This window comes from Thermoanaerobacterium thermosulfurigenes, from assembly GCF_051201035.1.
GTDB classification, from domain to species: Bacteria; Bacillota; Thermoanaerobacteria; order Thermoanaerobacterales; family Thermoanaerobacteraceae; genus Thermoanaerobacterium; species Thermoanaerobacterium thermosulfurigenes.
This window is the reverse complement of the sequence record NZ_JBPODR010000002.1, coordinates 1-18,984: the sequence shown is the minus strand read 5'-3', so window position 1 is coordinate 18,984 and position 18,984 is coordinate 1. Positions and strand designations below refer to the sequence as shown.

The 18,984-nt window shown below is 34.9% G+C and carries 20 protein-coding genes, 1 tRNA gene, 1 other RNA gene and 1 other annotated feature; of the genes, 20 read left to right on the top strand and 2 right to left on the bottom strand.

What is annotated here, in order from left to right; genetic code table 11:
* Position 1 precedes the first annotated feature (1 nt).
* The 4 genes from HNR52_RS00820 (at position 2) to bcp (ending at position 3,188) form a co-directional block, all read left to right on the top strand.
* A complete protein-coding gene (locus HNR52_RS00820; RefSeq protein WP_013788239.1) occupies positions 2-622 on the top strand; it encodes a phosphoribosylanthranilate isomerase in 621 nt (206 codons plus the stop codon).
* Positions 616-1,791, top strand: a complete 1,176-nt coding sequence (gene trpB / locus HNR52_RS00815) for a tryptophan synthase subunit beta (protein ID WP_435619426.1) — start codon at positions 616-618, stop codon at positions 1,789-1,791. The genes HNR52_RS00820 and trpB overlap by 7 nt, the downstream gene beginning before the upstream one ends.
* Positions 1,791-2,612, top strand: coding sequence for a tryptophan synthase subunit alpha (trpA, locus tag HNR52_RS00810; protein WP_435619471.1), 822 nt, complete (start codon positions 1,791-1,793; stop codon positions 2,610-2,612). The genes trpB and trpA overlap by 1 nt, the downstream gene beginning before the upstream one ends.
* A gap of 111 nt (positions 2,613-2,723) precedes the next feature.
* Positions 2,724-3,188 carry a thioredoxin-dependent thiol peroxidase gene (bcp, locus tag HNR52_RS00805; protein ID WP_435619425.1) on the top strand — a complete coding sequence of 155 codons (465 nt, stop codon included), beginning with the start codon at positions 2,724-2,726 and terminating at the stop codon, positions 3,186-3,188.
* 26 nt (positions 3,189-3,214) lie between these two features.
* Here bcp and HNR52_RS00800 read toward each other — a convergent pair whose 3' ends face one another.
* Positions 3,215-3,352: a hypothetical protein gene (locus tag HNR52_RS00800; protein WP_013788235.1), complete on the bottom strand. Its 138-nt coding sequence runs from the start codon at positions 3,350-3,352 to the stop codon at positions 3,215-3,217.
* Between the two features lie 193 nt (positions 3,353-3,545).
* Here HNR52_RS00800 and HNR52_RS00795 point away from each other — a divergent pair, with 193 nt between their 5' ends.
* Positions 3,546-3,785 carry a DUF5665 domain-containing protein gene (locus tag HNR52_RS00795; protein WP_349265819.1) on the top strand — a complete coding sequence of 80 codons (240 nt, stop codon included), beginning with the start codon at positions 3,546-3,548 and terminating at the stop codon, positions 3,783-3,785.
* Positions 3,786-3,805: 20 nt separating this feature from the next.
* Entirely contained in the window at positions 3,806-4,429 is a 624-nt protein-coding gene (locus HNR52_RS00790; protein WP_435619470.1) for a TraR/DksA C4-type zinc finger protein, read from the top strand.
* 40 nt (positions 4,430-4,469) lie between these two features.
* Here the strand turns inward: HNR52_RS00790 and HNR52_RS00785 are convergent.
* A tRNA-Trp gene (locus tag HNR52_RS00785) sits at positions 4,470-4,545 on the bottom strand.
* Between the two features lie 211 nt (positions 4,546-4,756).
* Between HNR52_RS00785 and tkt the strand changes: the two genes are divergently transcribed.
* The 14 genes from tkt (at position 4,757) to nifS (ending at position 18,326) form a co-directional block, all read left to right on the top strand.
* Positions 4,757-6,742, top strand: coding sequence for a transketolase (gene tkt, locus HNR52_RS00780; RefSeq protein WP_435619424.1), 1,986 nt, complete (start codon positions 4,757-4,759; stop codon positions 6,740-6,742).
* A gap of 84 nt (positions 6,743-6,826) precedes the next feature.
* The gene (locus HNR52_RS00775; RefSeq protein WP_435619423.1) at positions 6,827-7,729 is read left to right on the top strand and encodes a TTE1925 family mutarotase; all 903 of its coding nucleotides are present in this window, start codon (positions 6,827-6,829) and stop codon (positions 7,727-7,729) included.
* 77 nt (positions 7,730-7,806) lie between these two features.
* On the top strand, positions 7,807-8,244 hold the full coding sequence (gene lspA, locus HNR52_RS00770; RefSeq protein WP_013788230.1) for a signal peptidase II: 438 nt from the start codon (positions 7,807-7,809) through the stop codon (positions 8,242-8,244).
* A 33-nt stretch (positions 8,245-8,277) separates the two neighbouring features.
* On the top strand, positions 8,278-9,198 hold the full coding sequence (locus tag HNR52_RS00765; RefSeq protein WP_013788229.1) for an RluA family pseudouridine synthase: 921 nt from the start codon (positions 8,278-8,280) through the stop codon (positions 9,196-9,198).
* A gap of 64 nt (positions 9,199-9,262) precedes the next feature.
* Positions 9,263-9,462, top strand: a binding site (T-box leader).
* Positions 9,463-9,528: 66 nt separating this feature from the next.
* On the top strand, positions 9,529-10,782 hold the full coding sequence (hisS, locus tag HNR52_RS00760; RefSeq protein ID WP_435619422.1) for a histidine--tRNA ligase: 1,254 nt from the start codon (positions 9,529-9,531) through the stop codon (positions 10,780-10,782).
* Positions 10,783-10,796: 14 nt separating this feature from the next.
* Positions 10,797-12,578, top strand: coding sequence for an aspartate--tRNA ligase (gene aspS / locus HNR52_RS00755; RefSeq protein ID WP_013788227.1), 1,782 nt, complete (start codon positions 10,797-10,799; stop codon positions 12,576-12,578).
* 46 nt (positions 12,579-12,624) lie between these two features.
* Positions 12,625-12,804: non-coding RNA, 6S RNA (ssrS, locus tag HNR52_RS00750), on the top strand.
* Positions 12,805-12,822: 18 nt separating this feature from the next.
* On the top strand, positions 12,823-13,575 hold the full coding sequence (locus HNR52_RS00745) for a tRNA threonylcarbamoyladenosine dehydratase (RefSeq protein WP_013788226.1): 753 nt from the start codon (positions 12,823-12,825) through the stop codon (positions 13,573-13,575).
* A 71-nt stretch (positions 13,576-13,646) separates the two neighbouring features.
* Positions 13,647-13,919, top strand: coding sequence for a metal-sensitive transcriptional regulator (locus tag HNR52_RS00740; RefSeq protein WP_013788225.1), 273 nt, complete (start codon positions 13,647-13,649; stop codon positions 13,917-13,919).
* Positions 13,920-14,015: 96 nt separating this feature from the next.
* Complete coding sequence (gene trxA, locus HNR52_RS00735; RefSeq protein ID WP_013788224.1) at positions 14,016-14,336, top strand: thioredoxin; 321 nt, start codon at positions 14,016-14,018, stop codon at positions 14,334-14,336.
* A 127-nt stretch (positions 14,337-14,463) separates the two neighbouring features.
* Positions 14,464-15,114 carry a polyprenyl diphosphate synthase gene (uppS, locus tag HNR52_RS00730; protein ID WP_013788223.1) on the top strand — a complete coding sequence of 217 codons (651 nt, stop codon included), beginning with the start codon at positions 14,464-14,466 and terminating at the stop codon, positions 15,112-15,114.
* A 109-nt stretch (positions 15,115-15,223) separates the two neighbouring features.
* Positions 15,224-16,552 (top strand): replication-associated recombination protein A, encoded by a 1,329-nt coding sequence (locus HNR52_RS00725; protein ID WP_013788222.1) that lies wholly within the window; start codon positions 15,224-15,226, stop codon positions 16,550-16,552.
* A 133-nt stretch (positions 16,553-16,685) separates the two neighbouring features.
* Positions 16,686-17,135 carry an RrF2 family transcriptional regulator gene (locus HNR52_RS00720; protein ID WP_013788221.1) on the top strand — a complete coding sequence of 150 codons (450 nt, stop codon included), beginning with the start codon at positions 16,686-16,688 and terminating at the stop codon, positions 17,133-17,135.
* 9 nt (positions 17,136-17,144) lie between these two features.
* Positions 17,145-18,326, top strand: coding sequence for a cysteine desulfurase NifS (gene nifS / locus HNR52_RS00715; RefSeq protein WP_013788220.1), 1,182 nt, complete (start codon positions 17,145-17,147; stop codon positions 18,324-18,326).
* Positions 18,327-18,984: the final 658 nt, after the last annotated feature.

The window sequence follows — 18,984 nt, the reverse complement described above, 5'->3', positions numbered from 1 at the left end:
AATGACATTGGTGAAAATATGTGGAATAAGGCGGGCAGAAGATATAGAATACCTTAATAATTTAAAGCCTGATTATGCTGGTTTTGTCTTTGCTGAAAGCAAGCGGAAAGTGGATGTAAATACGGCATATAGCCTTATTAAAAATCTCGACAGACAAATAAAAAAAGTCGGTGTTTTTGTAAATGAAAAAGTTTCAGTAGTAAAGGATGTAGCTGTTTATCTGAATTTAGATGTTTTGCAATTCCATGGCGATGAGCAACAAGATTATATAGACAATTTTGATGATTATACTGTATGGAAGGCAATTCGGATTAGTGAAAAAAGCGATGTTTTTAGATTGCGAGATTATAATGTTGATGGTATTCTCCTTGACAGCAAGATAAATGGCTTTTACGGTGGTTCAGGTATGAAATTTGATTGGAATTTAGTTAATGATGTAAAGGACAACTTAAAGTGCAAGTTTATTTTAGCAGGAGGCATTAATCCTGACAATGTTTTAAAAGCTGTAGAAACAGCTAGACCGGATGTAATAGATGTATCCAGTGGTGTTGAAGTCGGTGGCTTTAAAAATTATCAATTGATGAAAGATTTAATATGTAAAGTGAGGAGTGTAAAATGGTAGGAAGATTTGGTAAATTTGGTGGCCAATATGTGCCGGAAACAATTATGAATGCATTGATAGAACTTGAAGACGAATTTTACAAGGCGATAAACGATGAAAATTTTATTGATGAATACAAATATTATTTAAGAGAATATTCTGGAAGGCCTACACCGTTGTATTTTGCAAGAAATTTAACCGAGAGATTAGGTGGCGCAAAAATATATTTGAAGAGAGAAGATTTAAACCATACTGGTGCCCATAAAATAAACAACGTAATAGGACAAATATTGTTGGCTAAAAGAATGGGCAAAAGGAAAGTCATCGCTGAAACAGGTGCAGGGCAACACGGTGTAGCGACTGCAACAGGTGCTGCGATGTTTGACATGGAATGTGAGATATTTATGGGAGAAGAAGACATAAAAAGGCAATCATTGAACGTATTTAGAATGAAGTTGTTGGGTGCAAAAGTTACTCCTGTTAGGACGGGAACTGGCACATTGAAAGATGCTGTTAACGAAGCGATACGCCATTGGGTCACAAATATCGATGATACATTTTACGTGATGGGTTCTGTTGTAGGACCGCATCCATATCCGATAATGGTTAGAGATTTTCAGAGAGTGATCGGTGACGAGACGAGAGAACAAATTTTAAGCAAAGAAAAGAGATTGCCAGATTATATTGTTGCATGTGTAGGCGGTGGTAGCAATTCTATGGGGATATTTTACCCTTTTATAAACGATTTATCAGTTAAACTTATAGGTGTAGAAGCTGCAGGTCTTGGAATAGATACAGATAAACATGCTTCTACAATGGCAAAAGGAAGTATCGGCATTCTCCATGGCATGATGACTTATCTTCTTCAAGACGATGAAGGACAGATAATGCCTGTGTACTCAATATCAGCAGGACTCGATTATCCTGGGGTTGGGCCTGAACATGCTTATTTGAGGGATATCGGCAGAGCGCAATATGTATATGCAACTGATGAAGAAGCTTTGTCAGCTTTTATGGATTTATCTCAAATTGAAGGAATCATTCCGGCGTTGGAAAGTGCCCATGCTGTTGCGTATGCAATGAAACTTGCTCCAAATCTTAGCAAAAATGATATTATAGTTGTAAATTTGTCAGGTAGAGGAGATAAAGACGTCAATACAGTAGCAAATGTTTTGGAGGTTGAGCTATGATGTTGTCAAGTGTGGAAGTTAACAACTTAAGAGAAAACAGGATTGATAAAAAATTCAATGAATTAAAGAAAAAAGGACGAAAAGCACTAATTACATTTATAACTGCTGGAGATCCCGATATAGATGTAACCATCAATTTAGTGTATAAAATGGTCGAAGGTGGGGCTGATATTATAGAGATCGGAATTCCATATTCGGACCCGCTGGCAGATGGACCTATAATACAAGCTTCATCTGCCAGAGCGCTGAAAAAAGGTACTAAAATAGATAATATAATGAATGCTGTTAAAATAATAAGACAAAATACAGATGTACCGCTTGTGTACCTTGTTTATTACAATTCCATCTATAAATATGGAATTGAAAAATTTTTAAAGAATGCAAAAGAATCAGGTGTAGATGGACTAATTATACCCGATTTGCCACTGGAGGAAAGAAAAGACATAAAAGAATTATCTGAAAAACACCATGTTTATTTGATACCGTTAGTTGCACCTACTTCAAATGACAGGATAAAAAAGATTTGTGAAAACGGAAAAGGCTTTGTGTATTGTGTTTCCACAAAAGGCGTTACAGGTGTGAGGAATTCTATTGAAACTGATATTGAAAAGTACATGGATTTGGTGTCAAAGTACACTAATTTGCCAAAAGCAATTGGATTTGGCATATCTGGACCTGAGATGGCGAAAAAATTTGCTCCGTACTGTGATGGAATAATAATTGGCAGTGCAATAGTTAAAATGATAAATGATTCAAGAAATAATGATGAAATATTTAACAGTGTGATAAATTTTATATCATCAGTCAAAGATGTAATTTAAAAGGAGGCTATTTGCCTCTTTTTAAATTTAATCATTGATTATTATTGTAAAACTGATATAATTAAGATAAGAAATATTAAAAGAAAATAATTATCAAAGGAGGAAAAGTTGATGGTTGAAGTAGAAAAAGAAGTCCCTGATTTCATTCTTATGTCAAGTGATGGAAAGAATGTCTCTTTAAAAGATTATAGGGGTAAAAAAGTTGTTCTTTACTTTTATCCCAAGGACAATACGCCTGGATGCACAAAGGAAGCTTGCCAGTTTAGAGACAACATAAATTCTATTGAAGATAATGACGCAGTTGTAATAGGGGTAAGCTTAGATGATTTAGAGTCTCATAAAAAATTTATTGAAAAATTTGATTTGCCATTTATACTCTTAAGCGATGATGATGCTAAAGTTTCAACAGAGTACGGTGTCTATAAAGAAAAAAATATGTATGGAAAGAAAAAAATGGGCATAGAAAGATCAACTTTTGTAATAGATAGGAAAGGCATAGTAAAGAAAATTTTTAGGAAAGTGAAAGTTGATGGACACGTAGATGAGATATTGAAAGTGCTAGAAGAAATTGATTAAAGATTTAGTGCGCTTTATGCGCACTTTTAATAATTTAGAATAGGCAGACTGAAAGCAGCTATTAATGCAACTATCATTACAATGACAATAGTCAAAGCTACATATTTATGCCATTTTCTGTTGTAAAAAGGGTTTAAAAAATCTTTATTTTTCTTTTTTTTCATTTTATTCCCCTCATCAATTTTACTAAGATAATTTTATTAAAATATACATCTTCTTATTACTAATTTAAGCATATTTAAGTTTAAAAAACAATAAATTATTAATAAACTTTGCCCAAAAAGACAAAATAGTTTATAGGAGGAATGGGGCTTGGATAATAAATTATTAAATGAAATAAAAAAGCAAATTGAAAAAATGTCTGAGATGATGGAAAAAATGAAAATAGCTGACTATGTAGAATTGATGCAAAGCCCTTATAGACTCCTATGGCTTAACTTTGTCGGCGGGCTTGCACGTGGTTTTGGCATGGCTATAGGATTTACATTGCTTGGAGCAATTGTAATATACATATTGCAAAGAGCGGTTTTATTGAATTTGCCTATTATAGGCAATATTATTGCTCATATAATTAAAATTGTTCAACAAAATTTATGATAGAAAGGCATGTGGTTATTATGGATGACAAAAAATTAGAGTACTTTAGAAAAAGACTTATTGATGAAAGAAATAAAATTTTGCATACTTTAAACGAGATGGATGATAATAATGGAACTGGGAAAATTGGTGAGAGAGAATATTATCAGGAACTATCATTAGCGGACAATCATCCAGCAGACATAGCTTCGGAAGTATATGAATTAGAGAAAAATTACGCATTAAAAGATAACGAACAACACGTTTTGAGGCAAATCGATGATGCTCTTTCACGGATGGTTAGCGGTAAGTATGGTATATGCAATCATTGTCATAAAGAAATTGAAATAGAAAGGTTAGAAGCATTGCCATATACACCTTTGTGCGCAAAATGTGCGAAAAATAATGATTTAAAATTAAGCGATCTTAGATTTTCACGCCCCAACGAAGAAAGAACTATTAAATATCCTTTTGGATGGGGATACATGGATTCTAAAGACGAAAATCAATTTGACGCTGAGGATTCGTATCAAGCGGTAGCAAGGTATAATAAAACTAAGGCAGGGCTTGATAATTATGATGACGATTACGATGATTATAATTCAGGATATGTGGAAGAGGTAGACAAAATAAGCAATGAAGATTACAAAAAAACATTAAAATAAAAGCGAATCTTGTGTTTAAAAAGCATTTTAGGCATAAAAATGGCAGGGGAGACAAGAATCGAACTCGCAACCTACGGTTTTGGAGACCGCCGCTCTACCAATTGAGCTACTCCCCTGCGACGAAATTTATTATATCATAGTATATTTATCTAGTCAATAACTAAGTGCATTTATTTCGTTGTTATTCTGTCATAAAACTCAACAAAAAAAGTGTGCAAAATATAAAAATAATTCGTAACTTGCTCGAATTTTAAGTTAAATTCTTTTATTACGATTTATCCAATGTTATAATATTAATGGTAATTAAAAAGCAAAGGAGAGTTAAGTATGAACAGGATTGATGAATTAGCAATTAATACTATACGTATACTTTCAATCGAACAGGTGCAAAAGGCTAACTCTGGACATCCAGGTATGCCAATGGGTTCTGCTCCAATGGCATATACATTGTGGGCCAAATATTTAAAGCACAGTCCCCAAAATCCTAAATGGGCTGGGCGAGATAGATTTATATTATCTGCTGGACATGGTTCTGCACTTTTATATTCATTGTTGCATCTTTTTGGCTATGGACTTACAATAGAAGATCTTAAGAATTTTAGACAATGGCAAAGTTTAACTCCGGGACATCCAGAATATGGGCATACACCAGGTGTTGAAATTACTACAGGTCCATTGGGACAAGGTATTTCAAACGCTGTTGGCATGGCAATCGCCGAGACTTATATGGCAAGCAAATTTAACCGTCCAGGGTATGACATAGTAGATAATTATACATACGCTATCGTTGGCGATGGATGCCTCATGGAGGGCATTTCGTCTGAAGCGTGTTCTTTAGCTGGAACGCTAAAGCTTGGTAAATTGATAGCATTGTACGATTCCAATAACATTTCTATCGAAGGTGGTACAGATATTGCTTTTACAGAAGATGTTGGTAAAAGATTTGAGGCTTATGGTTGGCAAGTTATAAAAGTAGATGATGGTAATGACGTAGAAAAGATAGGAAAAGCTATTGAAGAAGCAAAGGCAGACAAAGAAAGGCCGTCACTTATCATAGTAAAGACAGTGATTGGATACGGCTGCCCAGAGAAACAAGGAAAAGCTTCAGCACATGGAGAGCCACTGGGAGATAAAAATGTAGAGGCAACTAAAAAGTTTTTGGGATGGGATTATGATGAGGAATTTTATGTTCCAGATGAAGTGCGTAAGCATTTTGAAAATATCATAGAAGAATTAAATAAAGAAGAAGAAAAATGGAATAGAATGTTTGAAAATTATAGAAAAGACTATCCAGAATTAGCAGAAGAATGGGATAAATGGCACAGTGAGAAATTACCGGTTGATTTAGTCGCTGACGAAGGCCTTTGGAATTTTAAAGTAAAGACGGCTACAAGGTCTTCATCTGGAGACGTTTTGAATTATTTGGTTAAGCTTGTCCCAAATCTGATAGGTGGTTCTGCAGATCTTGCGCCATCTACAAAGACCTACACAAAAGATAGAGGCGACTATAGCAGCGAAAACAGAGGTGGCTCTAATTTTCACTTTGGCGTTAGAGAACATGCAATGGCAGCGATTGCGAATGGAATGGCTGCTTATGGCGGTATTATACCTTATGTATCTACATTCCTCGTATTCAGTGATTATATGAAGGGCGCTGTAAGGTTATCTGCATTGATGAAGCTTCCTGTAATTTACGTATTTACTCATGACAGCATTGGCGTTGGCGAGGATGGTCCAACACACGAACCGATAGAACATTTGCCAATGTTAAGAAGCATTCCAAACTTGACGGTTATAAGGCCTGCAGACTCAAAAGAAGTTTCTGCTGCATGGTGCTACGCTCTTAACAAAAAAGACGGTCCAACAGCATTGATATTGACAAGGCAAAATCTTCCTGTTTACGATGAGACATCAAAAGATGCTTTAAAAGGCGGATATGTGTTGTGTGATGCTGAAAATGGAAATCCAGATGTGATTTTATTGGCCAGTGGTTCAGAGGTTAGTTTGATTTATGAGGCATACAAAGTGCTTAAAGAGAAGGGGATTAAGGCGAGGGTAGTAAGCATGCCTTCAATGGAGATATTTGATATGCAACCAGATGAATACAAAAAAACAGTGCTTCCTGATAATGTGAGAGCCAGAATTGCAGTAGAGGCTGCAAGTACTATGAGCTGGTATAAATACGTTGGTCTTGATGGCTGTGTAATTGGTCTTGATCATTTTGGAGCATCTGCGCCTGGTGAAATACTCTTTAGAGAATTTGGATTCACTGTTGAAAATGTCGTCAACAAGGTATTAGAGCTATTAAAGTGATGAATAAGAGTGCTTTATCGCACTCTTATTCAAAAATTTTTAGGAATCATACAAGTATGCTTTATTTAAGAAAGGAATGGTATCATGAGTGTTACGATTAAAAAGGTTTCATTTTCGGGTTGGAATAATTGCATTGAAGTTTCTAATGGGGTGGTTGATTTTATAGCTACAACGGAAATAGGTCCAAGGATAATGAGATTTGGGTTTGTAGGACAAGAAAATGAATTCAGCATTAATGAAGAAGATGCAGGTAAAAAAGGTGAGGACATTTGGAGAAATTATGGTGGGCATAGATTGTGGCACAGCCCTGAAGCCATGCCAAGAACATATACACTTGATAATTTTCCAATAAAGTACGAAGAAATAGAAAATGGCATTAAGCTTATTCAAGAGCCTAAAGATTATGCATACATACAAAAGGAAATTGAAATAACTTTAGAACCAGATAAACCTGTTGTAAATGTTAAGCATATGCTTACAAATAAAGGTGCTTGGGCGGTAGAGCTTTCACCATGGGCTATATCTGTCATGGCAACAGGAGGTCTTCAAGTCGTTGAGCAACCTATGAAAGACACTGGACTTTTGCCAAATAGAGCTTTAGTATTGTGGCCTTACTCCCACATGAAAGATCACAGAATACACTTTGGAGACAAGTACATAATTTTTGAGCAAGACCCTAATAAAAAAGAACCATTTAAATTTGGAATTCAAAATGAAAAAGGATGGGCAGCGTACTTTAATCATGGACATCTTTTTATAAAGAAATTTAAACATGATGAAAATGCAGTTTATCCGGATTACAATGCTTCTTACGAAACATATACGACAGATTGGATGATGGAAATGGAGTCATTAGGTCCTATGGTAAAATTAGAACCTGGTGCATCAACTGTGCATTTAGAAGAATGGATTTTATACGATAATGTTAAAAGACCATCTATAGATGAAAAAGAGATAGAAGAATTGTTATCCAAGTACGTAAAATAATTTTTGAAAGATTGAAATCTAAATTAGGGCTCGATTTTCAAGCCCTAATTTTAAGCTTTTACTTAGGAGGATAAATTTTGGAAATTATCATTGTTTTTATTTCTATTTTAATTGACCAAATTTCAAAATACTTTGTAGTGAGGTATTTAAAACCCATTGGGACTTTTCCTATAATAGACAATGTATTTAACTTTACGTACGTTGAAAATAAAGGTGCTGCTTTTGGAATATTGCAAAATAAGACAGTATTTTTTATAATAATAACGGTTATTGTTGGGACAATATTGGTGTATTCAATTATAAATATACCCAGCAGTACATTTTATAAGTTTACTTTATCCATGATTCTCGGTGGAGCCATCGGAAATTTGATCGATAGAGTCAGATTAGGGTATGTTGTAGATTTCATTGACTTCAGGTTTTTTCCAGCAGTCTTTAATTTAGCTGATTCCATGATAGTAGTAGGCGCTATATTGTTGTGCTATACTTTGATATTTAAAAAAGAAAGTCAATAATAGTAGGTTATATGCTTGGAAGGGTTGTAATTCATGAACATAGTTAATATTGTGAATATAATTGCAGAAAAAGATGATGTAGATAAAAGAATAGACTCTTTTTTAGCTTCGGAAGTAGATTATACAAGATCATATTTAAAGAAATTGATATTAGATGAACTTGTTAAAGTTAACGGCAAATCGGTAAAGCCTAATTATAAGGTAAGGGAAGGTGATGTGATAAACTTAAATATACCTGAAGCGGAAGAAATAGACTTAAAACCAGAAAATATTCCTCTTGATATTATTTACGAAGATGATGATATAATTGTTGTAAATAAGCCTCAAGGCATGGTGGTTCACCCTGCTCCTGGTAATTTAAGTGGTACACTTGTCAATGCGCTTTTATACCATTGCACAAATTTGTCGGGCATAAATGGAGAATTAAGGCCGGGAATTGTCCATAGGCTTGATAAAGATACTTCTGGCGTAATGGTTGTTGCTAAAAATGACAAAGCTCATCTTGAGCTTTCAAATCAAATAAAAAACAGGACTATTTTAAAGAAATATTTAGCGATCGTTGAGGGAGTAATTAAAAACGATGAAGGAGCTGTAGAGGCTCCAATAGGAAGAGATCATATTGAGAGAAAAAAGATGGCTGTTGTAAAAGATGGACGCTATGCTTTAACATTATACAGAGTTCTCGAAAGGTATAAAAACAATTCTCTTGTAGAAGCGATAATAAAAACTGGTCGCACTCATCAGATTAGAGTTCATATGGCATATATTGGGCATCCAATTGTAGGTGACGAAGTTTACGGATATAAAAAACAGAGATTTAATCTTTCAGGTCAGGTGTTACATTCAAAGCTTTTAGGCTTAGTGCATCCATCTAAGAAAGTTTATATGGAATTTGAGGCACCAACTCCTGAATATTTTGAAAAGTTAATGAAAGTATTAAAAGAAAAGCAGTAGTTCTTTTCTGGCTTGACACGTCAATATATTAAAGTTATAATATCAAATAAATAGCTTGATATAGTATACTGCGATGAGTAGGAGAGTAGCAAAAGCACATATAAAAGGGAGAAGATACCGTGACTGAGAGTATCTTTATATCACTGCCTTTGCGAAAGACGCCTATTAGCATATTGGTCGATATGTAGGCCAAATACGTAAACCTGCGTTAAAGGAAAGAGTTGTAATCAGGGTGGCACCACGGGAAATTCTCTCGTCCCTGCAATTTATTTGCGGGATTGAGAGAATTTTATATTATATAATACTTAAGTATAAAGAGGAGTTGATTTTATGCTTACAAAAGCGCCTAGAGGGACAAAAGACGTACTTCCATCAGAAGCATATAAATGGCAGTATTTAGAAAATATGATAAGAGAAATATGTGCAGATTTTGGATTCAAAGAAATCAGGACGCCTGGGTTTGAGCACACTGAACTATTTTTAAGAGGTGTTGGCGAATCAACTGATATTGTCAGAAAGGAAATGTACACTTTTAATGACAAGAGCGGTAGAAGTATTACTTTAAAGCCTGAGGGAACTTCGCCTGCTGTAAGAGCGTTTGTTGAACACAACTTATACGCAGAAACGATGCCAGTTAAGATTTACTACATAACACCAGTATATAGATATGAAAGACCTCAGTCAGGAAGGCTTAGAGAACACCATCAATTTGGAATAGAAATGTTTGGGTCACATGACGCATTGGCTGATGCTGAAGTAATCAGTGTTGCTATGACTCTATTCAATAAATTGGGACTTAAAAATTTGGAGCTAAATATCAACAGCATTGGATGTCCTAACTGTAGAAGGGAATATAACAAAGCGTTGAAAGAATTTTTAGGAGAAAATATTGAAAATTTATGTGATGATTGCAAAGAAAGATATAAGATAAATCCCATGAGAGTCCTTGATTGCAAGGTTGAAAGTTGTAAAAGAATATTGAAGGACGCACCGTTAATGCTTAATTATCTTTGTGATGATTGCAAAAATCACTTTGAAAGTCTTCAATCTTATTTAAAAGAAGCGGGATTTAACTTTATCATTAATCCTAAGATAGTTAGAGGTCTTGACTATTATACTAAAACAGCTTTTGAAATAATATCAAACGACATAGGTGCACAAGGTACTGTTTGTGGTGGAGGAAGATACGATGGTTTAGTAGAAGAATGTGGAGGTCCTTCTGTACCTGGTGTAGGGTTTGGATTGGGACTTGAACGTTTGTTGCTGACGCTTGAAAACAGCGGCATTGAAATACCCGCTCCAAAGCGTCCAGATCTTTTCATATGCACAATCGGAAATGAAGCAAAGAAATATGCGTTTTCTATGGCTACAAAACTTAGGAGTTTGGGAATTTCAGTTGAGATTGACAATATGGGAAGAAGTCTTAAAGCACAGATGAAATACGCTAATAAACTAAATGTAAGGTATACGATAATTTTAGGTGAAGACGAACTTAAAAATGGCAAGGTAAAAATGAAAAACATGGACACTGGAGAAGAAAGTGCAATTGAGCTTGATAAAATTTATGATAAAATATCAGAATAGATGGAGGTATATTGATGGGAGAGCAATTGGCAGGCATGAAAAGAACACATATGTGCGGAGAACTTACAATTAACGATGTTGGGAAAAATGTCGTTGTGATGGGATGGGTTCAAAGAAGGAGAGATCTTGGAGGACTCATATTTTTAGAATTGCGGGATAGGACCGGGCTTATACAGATTGTTTTTAGTGAGCAGCTTTCAAAGGAAGCATTTGATAAAGCTCAGCATGTGAGAAATGAGTATGTTTTGGCTGCATCAGGTAAAGTTGTAAAGAGATCGGAAGAAAATGTGAATCCAAATCTTGAGACAGGAAACATAGAGATTTACGTAAGCGAATTTAAAATTTTAAGCAAAGCTGAGACACCACCATTCATGGTGGAGGATAGAAATAATGTGTCTGAGGCGATTAGATTAAAGTACAGGTATTTGGATTTAAGAAGACCATCGATGCAGAAGATTTTGATTACAAGATACAAGATAACGAGAATTGTGAGAGACTTTTTGGATAAAAACGGCTTTATAGACATAGAAACGCCGCTTCTCATAAAAAGCACTCCAGAAGGAGCTAGAGATTATCTTGTTCCAAGTAGGGTACAACCTGGCAAATTTTTTGCGTTGCCACAATCACCGCAGATATTTAAGCAGCTTTTAATGATATCAGGTTTTGATAGGTACTATCAGATTGCAAAATGCTTAAGAGATGAGGATTTAAGAGCAGATAGGCAGCCTGAGTTTACGCAGATCGATATAGAGATGTCGTTTGTCGATGAAGATGATGTCATATCCATAAATGAGCGTATGATAGCTAAAATATTTAAGGAAATTTTGAATATCGACTTGGAAGTTCCTTTTAGGAGAATTTCTTGGCAGGAAGCAATGGACAGGTTTGGCTCTGACAAGCCTGATTTAAGATTTGGAATGGAGTTGAAAAATCTTTCATCAATATTTGCAGACTCTGAATTTAAAGTTTTTAGAGATGCAATAGAAAATGGTGGTTCTGTAAGGGCAATAAATGTGAAAGGTGCAGCATCTATTCCTAGAAGACAATTAGATGAGCTTGTAGAATACGTAAAAACATATAAAGCTAAAGGACTTGTATGGATACAGATGTCAGATGATGGTCCAAAATCCCAAATCTCAAAATTTTTGAAAGAGGATGAGTTGGCACAGGTTTTAAATGCCATGGAAGCAGAAAAAGGCGATTTGATATTAATAGTAGCTGACAGAAACAATATGATAGTTTATGATGCTTTAGGTCATTTGAGATTGGAAATGGGGAGAAGATACAATCTTATTGACGAGAACAAGTACGAATTTTTGTGGGTTGTCGATTTTCCATTGTTGGAATACAGCGAAGAAGAAAAAAGGTATGTTGCGATGCACCATCCGTTTACTGCTCCAAAAGACGAGGATATAGAAATGCTTGACAAGAATCCGGGCCAGGTAAGAGCAAAAGCGTATGACATAGTTCTAAATGGTATGGAAATAGGTGGTGGCAGTATCAGGATACATGATACAGAATTGCAGAAGAAGATGTTTAAAGTGCTTGGTTTTAACGATGAAGATGCTGAGGCACGATTTGGATTTTTATTAAATGCTTTTAAATATGGAGCACCGCCACATGGTGGCATTGCATATGGGCTTGACAGATTGACAATGATACTTACGGGTACAGATAATATAAGGGATGTTATCGCATTTCCAAAAACCCAGAATGCATGCGATCTTATGTCGGATGCGCCATCTGAAGTTTCGAAAGAACAGTTGGATGAATTACACATAAAGGTTGACCTATAAACGTTTAACCTTGAAAAATGCTTAAAAATGTGATAATATATTTTTAGAAACCCTATGGTGTGCGTGAAATGCGGTAATGTTTTGAGCCAACACCTATTAAAAGGGAGCCTGGGCTCTGGTAATGGAATATAAGCCATCTTTGAATGGACATATGAAGTTATCAGGAGGGCACCCACCTGCGAGAGCAGGTTCAAAACCACCGACTTAACGGCACTATGGGGATTTTTTATTGGAGGAATCAGCATTGTTACACGCTTTTTCGAGAACGGAACTATTAATAGGGAAAGATAATTTAGATAAATTAAAAAGATCTACTGTCGCTGTTTTTGGGATGGGCGGTGTAGGATCGTACACAGCAGAAGCTTTAGCACGAAGTGGCATTGGAAAATTGGTAATAGTAGACGATGACACAGTCTGCTTAACTAACATAAATAGACAAATACATGCTACAAGAAAGACAGTTGGTAAACCAAAAGTTGAAGTTATGAAAGAGAGGCTTTTAGAGATAAATCCTAATCTTAAAGTTATATCACATCAAACTTTCTATAGTAGCGAGAATAGCAATATTTTGTTGTCCTGCGATTATGATTATGTAGTAGATGCTATTGACACAGTATCGTCGAAAATAGATCTTGTCGTTAAATGCAATGAGATGGGCATACCTATTATAAGCTGCATGGGCGCAGCAAATAAACTGGATCCTACAAAGTTTGAGGTGGCTGATATATACGATACGAGTATATGTCCTCTTGCAAAAGTTATGAGATATGAGCTTAGAAAACGTGGTATAAAATCGCTAAAAGTTGTTTATTCTAAAGAAAAGCCCATAAAACCTCTTTTGGATGTGGAAACTTGTAAAAAACAGTGTATATGCACAAATAAAGAAAGAACTTGTGTCAAAAGAAGGCAGATACCAGGTAGTGTATCTTTTGTACCACCTGTAGCAGGATTTATATTGGCTGGTGAAGTCATAAAGGATATACTTGGGTACAAGTGAAAAATATGTTGACAAATTTTCGCGGAAAGATTATACTAAATTTGTACCTAATAGGGGTATGGGAGGTAATTATGAATTCATATCAAGATGAAAAAGACGATTTGCTAAGAAGGCTAAAAAAAATCGAAGGACAAATAAAGGGAATACAAAAAATGATAGAAAAAGACATATACTGTGTAGATGTCCTTATACAGGTTGCTGCCGTTAGATCTGCAATAAATAGCGTAGGTAAAATATTGCTTAAAAGTCATACTCTTGGGTGCGTGAAAGATGCTATAAATACTGAAAAGCAAGATGACATGATTGACGAGCTTGTTGAGACATTTATGAAATTTATGAAATGACTTAAAGATTTTTAGGTTTATTTATTGGATAAAATAAATCTAAAAGAAAAAGCTAATAGTTAAAGAATTTTTAAAATATAATTAGGAGGTAGAAAAATGGCTGAAGTTAAAATAACAAAGGACAATTTTCAGGAGGAGGTAGTTAATTCAAATATACCTGTTTTGGTAGATTTTTGGGCAGAGTGGTGTGGACCTTGCAGAATGGTTTCGCCTATAATAGAAGAGTTAGCTGAAGATTATGAAGGAAAAGTGAAAGTTGGCAAAATCAATGTGGATGAAGAAAACGAGCTTGCTATGCAATTTAGGATCATGAGCATCCCTACCATAGGACTTTTCAAAGGTGGCAAAATGGTAGATAAAATCATAGGAGCAAGGCCAAAATCTGATTTTGAAGATTTTATAAATAGAAATTTATAACAAAGGAAAAACTGTTATCGCTTTTATAGCATAACAGTTTTTTTTAATTAAAATATTTATACATTAGAGTATAATAGATATTAAATTGGAAAAACTGTATATATCAAATCAAAGAAAGGAGGACAAAATGTATAGAATTCCCAATCACATTGGCGTTATTCCTGATGGAAATAGACGTTGGGCACAAAATAGAAATATGCCTAAAGAAGCTGGATATTCATACGGTTTAGAACCAGGAATTACATTGTATAAGATGTGCAGAGAGATTGGCATTAAAGAATTAACTTTCTATGGATTTACGCAGGATAACACAAAGCGACCATCTGTTCAAACAGAAGCATTTAAAAAAGCGTGTATTGATGCTGTTAAAATGCTTGAAAAGGAAGATGCAAATCTTTTAGTCATAGGAAATTATAATTCTCCCATGTTTCCGCAAGAATTGTTGCCATATTGTAAACGAAAAAGAATTGGCAGTGGAAAGATGAAAGTTAATTTTCTTGTCAATTATGGATGGCAGTGGGATTTGAATAATGCATTAAAGGCTTTAAGCAGTGGAGAAAAAAGGGATATATTAGATCTAATTTCATCAAAAGAAATATCGCGAATAGATTTAATCATAAGGTGGGGTGGCAGAAGGAGGTTAAGCGGATTTTTGCCTGTCCAGTCGATATATTCTGATTTTTATGTAATTGATGATTATTGGCCGGATTTTAAGCCTCAACATTTTTACGATGCCCTTGAATGGTATTCAAAACAAGATATTACACTTGGTGGATAAATGTCATCATTAAAGGTGGCATTTTTTATTTGCAATTACTTTTATATATATACATATGTATAGTATAATAATGCTGATGTATGAATAAAGTTTGTAAAAGGTGAAAATCATGGATATGTTTCAATTTGCACAAGACAATTTTAGAAAAAGCAATGCACCGTTGGCAGATCGCATGAGGCCTACTACTCTTGATGAGTTTGTTGGTCAAAAGCATATATTAGGGCATGATAAGCTTCTATATAGAGCCATAAAAGCTGACAAAGTCAGATCGCTTATATTTTATGGGCCACCTGGTACAGGTAAGACAACGCTTGCAAATATAATAGCTAATACGACGAAATCTAGTTTTGAAAAATTAAATGCTGTAACATCAGGAGTTACAGATATAAAGAAAATAGTAAATGAGTCAAAAGATAGATTGTCGATGTATGGAAAAAGAACCATATTATTTGTTGATGAGATACATAGATTTAATAAATCGCAGCAGGATGCACTGCTTCCGTATGTTGAAGATGGGACGATAATTTTGATTGGTGCTACAACTGAAAATCCTTATTTTGAGGTTATCCGTCCTTTAGTATCAAGGTCTATGATATTTGAACTATACCCTCTTAGTGATGATGATATAAGAGAAATAGTTTTACGAGCTTTAAACGATGAAAAGCGTGGACTTGGAAATGAAAAGATTAAGGTTACAGATGATGCGTTAAATCATATAATTGCATATTCTGATGGTGATGCAAGGACGGCACTTAACGCGATAGAATTAGCATTTTTAACTACAGAGAGAGATGAAAATGGAGTAATTAACATAGACATTGAAGTAGCTCAAGAGTGTATCCAAAGAAAAGTGCTAAAGTATGACAAAAATGGTGACAATCATTATGACACTATTTCTGCTTTTATCAAAAGCATGAGGGGGTCTGATCCTGATGCTGCTTTATATTGGCTTGCAAAGATGATATACGCTGGAGAAGACCCCATGTTTATCGCAAGGAGAATAGTTATTTGTGCAGCAGAGGATGTTGGAAATGCAGATCCTAATGCGCTTAATATAGCCGTATCTGCTATGCAAGCAGTAAATCAGATCGGTATGCCTGAAGGAAGAATAATACTTGCACAGGCTGCAATTTATGTTGCCTGTGCGCCTAAAAGCAATTCAGCTATAATGGGCATAGATAGTGCCCTTGATGACATCAAACATCTAAAAACTGGTGCTGTTCCAATGCACCTTCAAGATGCCCATTATAAAGATGCAAAAAATTTAAATCGAGGTGTTGGGTATAAGTATGCACATGATTTTAAAAATCACTATGTAAAACAACAATACCTTCCAGACGAATTAATAGGAAAAAGATATTACAATCCATCTTCAATGGGGTTTGAAAAGAAAATATCTGAGTGGCTTAAGTTTATAAAAGATAGCGGTGATAGTTAAGGATAATTATTTGCCATAAGGATACAATAACATTTAGTTTTACATTCGAATAAATTATTGACAAAACAAATTTATAATGTTATTTTATTTAGTAGAAATCCGAGCAGAATAGTCGGTATTAAGGAGGGTCTATATGAGATTATCGACAAAGGGAAGATATGGAGTTCAAGCCATGTTTGAGCTTGCATTGTATTATGGTGAGGGACCGATATCCTTAAAGGTTATAGCTGAAAATGAGGGTTTATCCGAACATTATTTAGAACAGCTTATTGCTGTTTTGAGAAAAGCTGATTTGGTTAAAAGTATACGTGGAGCGCAAGGCGGGTATATGTTATCAGCTCCACCTGATAAGATTACAGTAGGCGATGTCATTAGAACTTTGGAAGGGTCACTTGCTCCTTCAGATTGTGTTGTAGAGGATATACCGTTTGAATGCAGCAGATCAGGTGGATGTCCGACAAAAGTTGTATTAGAAAAAATCAGAGATGCTATAAATAAAGTGATTGATTCTATTACGCTCCAGGATATGGTTGATGATTACAAAAAGATGATACAGAAAAATTCTTACATGTATTATATATAGGAGGCTTTTATGAATAGGATTTATCTCGATAATGCAGCGACTACTCCATTAAGAAAAGAAGTTTTAGATGTAATGATGCCGTATTTAAACAGTCGCTTTGGCAATCCGTCTTCACTTTATTCTTATGGACAAGAAGCTAAAAAGGCAATTGAAGAAGCCAGAGATAAAGTAGCTGCTGCAATTTGCGCTAATGCAGATGAGATTTTTTTTACAAGCGGAGGTACAGAATCAGATAATTGGGCTTTAAAAGGTGCTGCATATGCCTTAAAAGAGAAAGGCAATCACATAATAACATCCAGCGTAGAACACCATGCAATACTGCATACCTGTCAATATCTTGAGAGTCAAGGATTTGAAATAACTTATTTACCTGTAGATGAGTATGGATTAGTAGATCCAAATGAATTGAAAAAAGCTATAAAAGGCAGTACGATAATTGTATCGATAATGTACGCAAACAATGAAATAGGCACTATAGAGCCAATCCAAGAGCTTGCAAGTGTGTCTCATGAGAAAGGCGTATTGTTTCACACAGATGCAGTACAAGCAGTTGGGAATGTGCCTATCGATGTAAAAAAATTGGATGTGGATATGTTGTCAATGTCAGCCCATAAAATATACGGGCCTAAAGGAGTTGGAGCACTTTACATTAGAAAGGGCCTAAGAATTGATACACTTTTACAAGGTGGTGCACAGGAGAGAAATAGGAGAGCAGGGACAGAAAATGTGGCTGGAATTGTAGGATTTGGTACGGCGATAGAACTTATCACTCAAAATATCGATGAGCACATAAAGAAACTGACAATGTTTAGAGACAAGCTTATTGATGGGATACTAAAAATTCCATATACCCGATTAAATGGACATCCAACAAAAAGACTTCCTGGGAATGTCAATGTTTCTTTCGAATTTGTTGATGGTGAATCGCTTATACTAAGCCTTGACATGGAAGGAATCTGCGTATCCAGCGGTTCTGCATGTACAGCAGGAAGCATTGATCCGTCTCATGTGCTATTGGCAATCGGCCTGCCAGAAGAAATAGCACGTGGTTCATTGAGAATTACCATAGGAGAAGAAAATACGGAAGAAGAAATTGATACGGTAATAAACAAGCTGCCTAAGATAGTAGATAGATTGAGGCAGATGTCGCCACTTTTTGAAAGGATTAAAGAGGAGAAAAAACTTGTATAGCTATGTGTGATGGTTCAGCAATGAATCCATCACTATATTTTTTCTCCCATTCATATTCATAATCTCATTTTGCTTTGCTTTAATAAGAAATGTCTTTTGTCATATTGTATAAATCATCATAAAGCAGCAATAAATCGAGATAATAGTATCGTGCTAAAAAATACTTCTCACATTTTTTAAGTAAATTATAGGCACCATTAAAGTCATTATGCAAATATTTTATATGGCCCAGATCGTGTCAAGTATTTTTAGGTTTTTTTGAAAAAAAGACCTCACTATCACTCTAAGGATGAGCATTGATAGCTGGATTTTAAGAAAAGTTTTTTAGTGTTGAAGTCTCTTAACTTCTCGATAGCATAAAATCGCCACTCCCCATAATAATAACTAAAACTACAATCTTCAATCTATAGATGAGAAAATTCACTAACATAAATTACCATAATAAACTTACATGAAAAATTTAATGAACAATAAGAGACAAATGCTCACTTTTATTGTATTAATATATTGCTGTACCAAAACAATATTAACCATAGGAATGGAGCAAATGTCTCATAATAAAGGAATAACAGAAAATTCATCAATAATCCAGTACTTAATGAAATTAAATTTTGCATTATATTTTACTAAACCTGTTATTCGTCATATTTTAGAATTT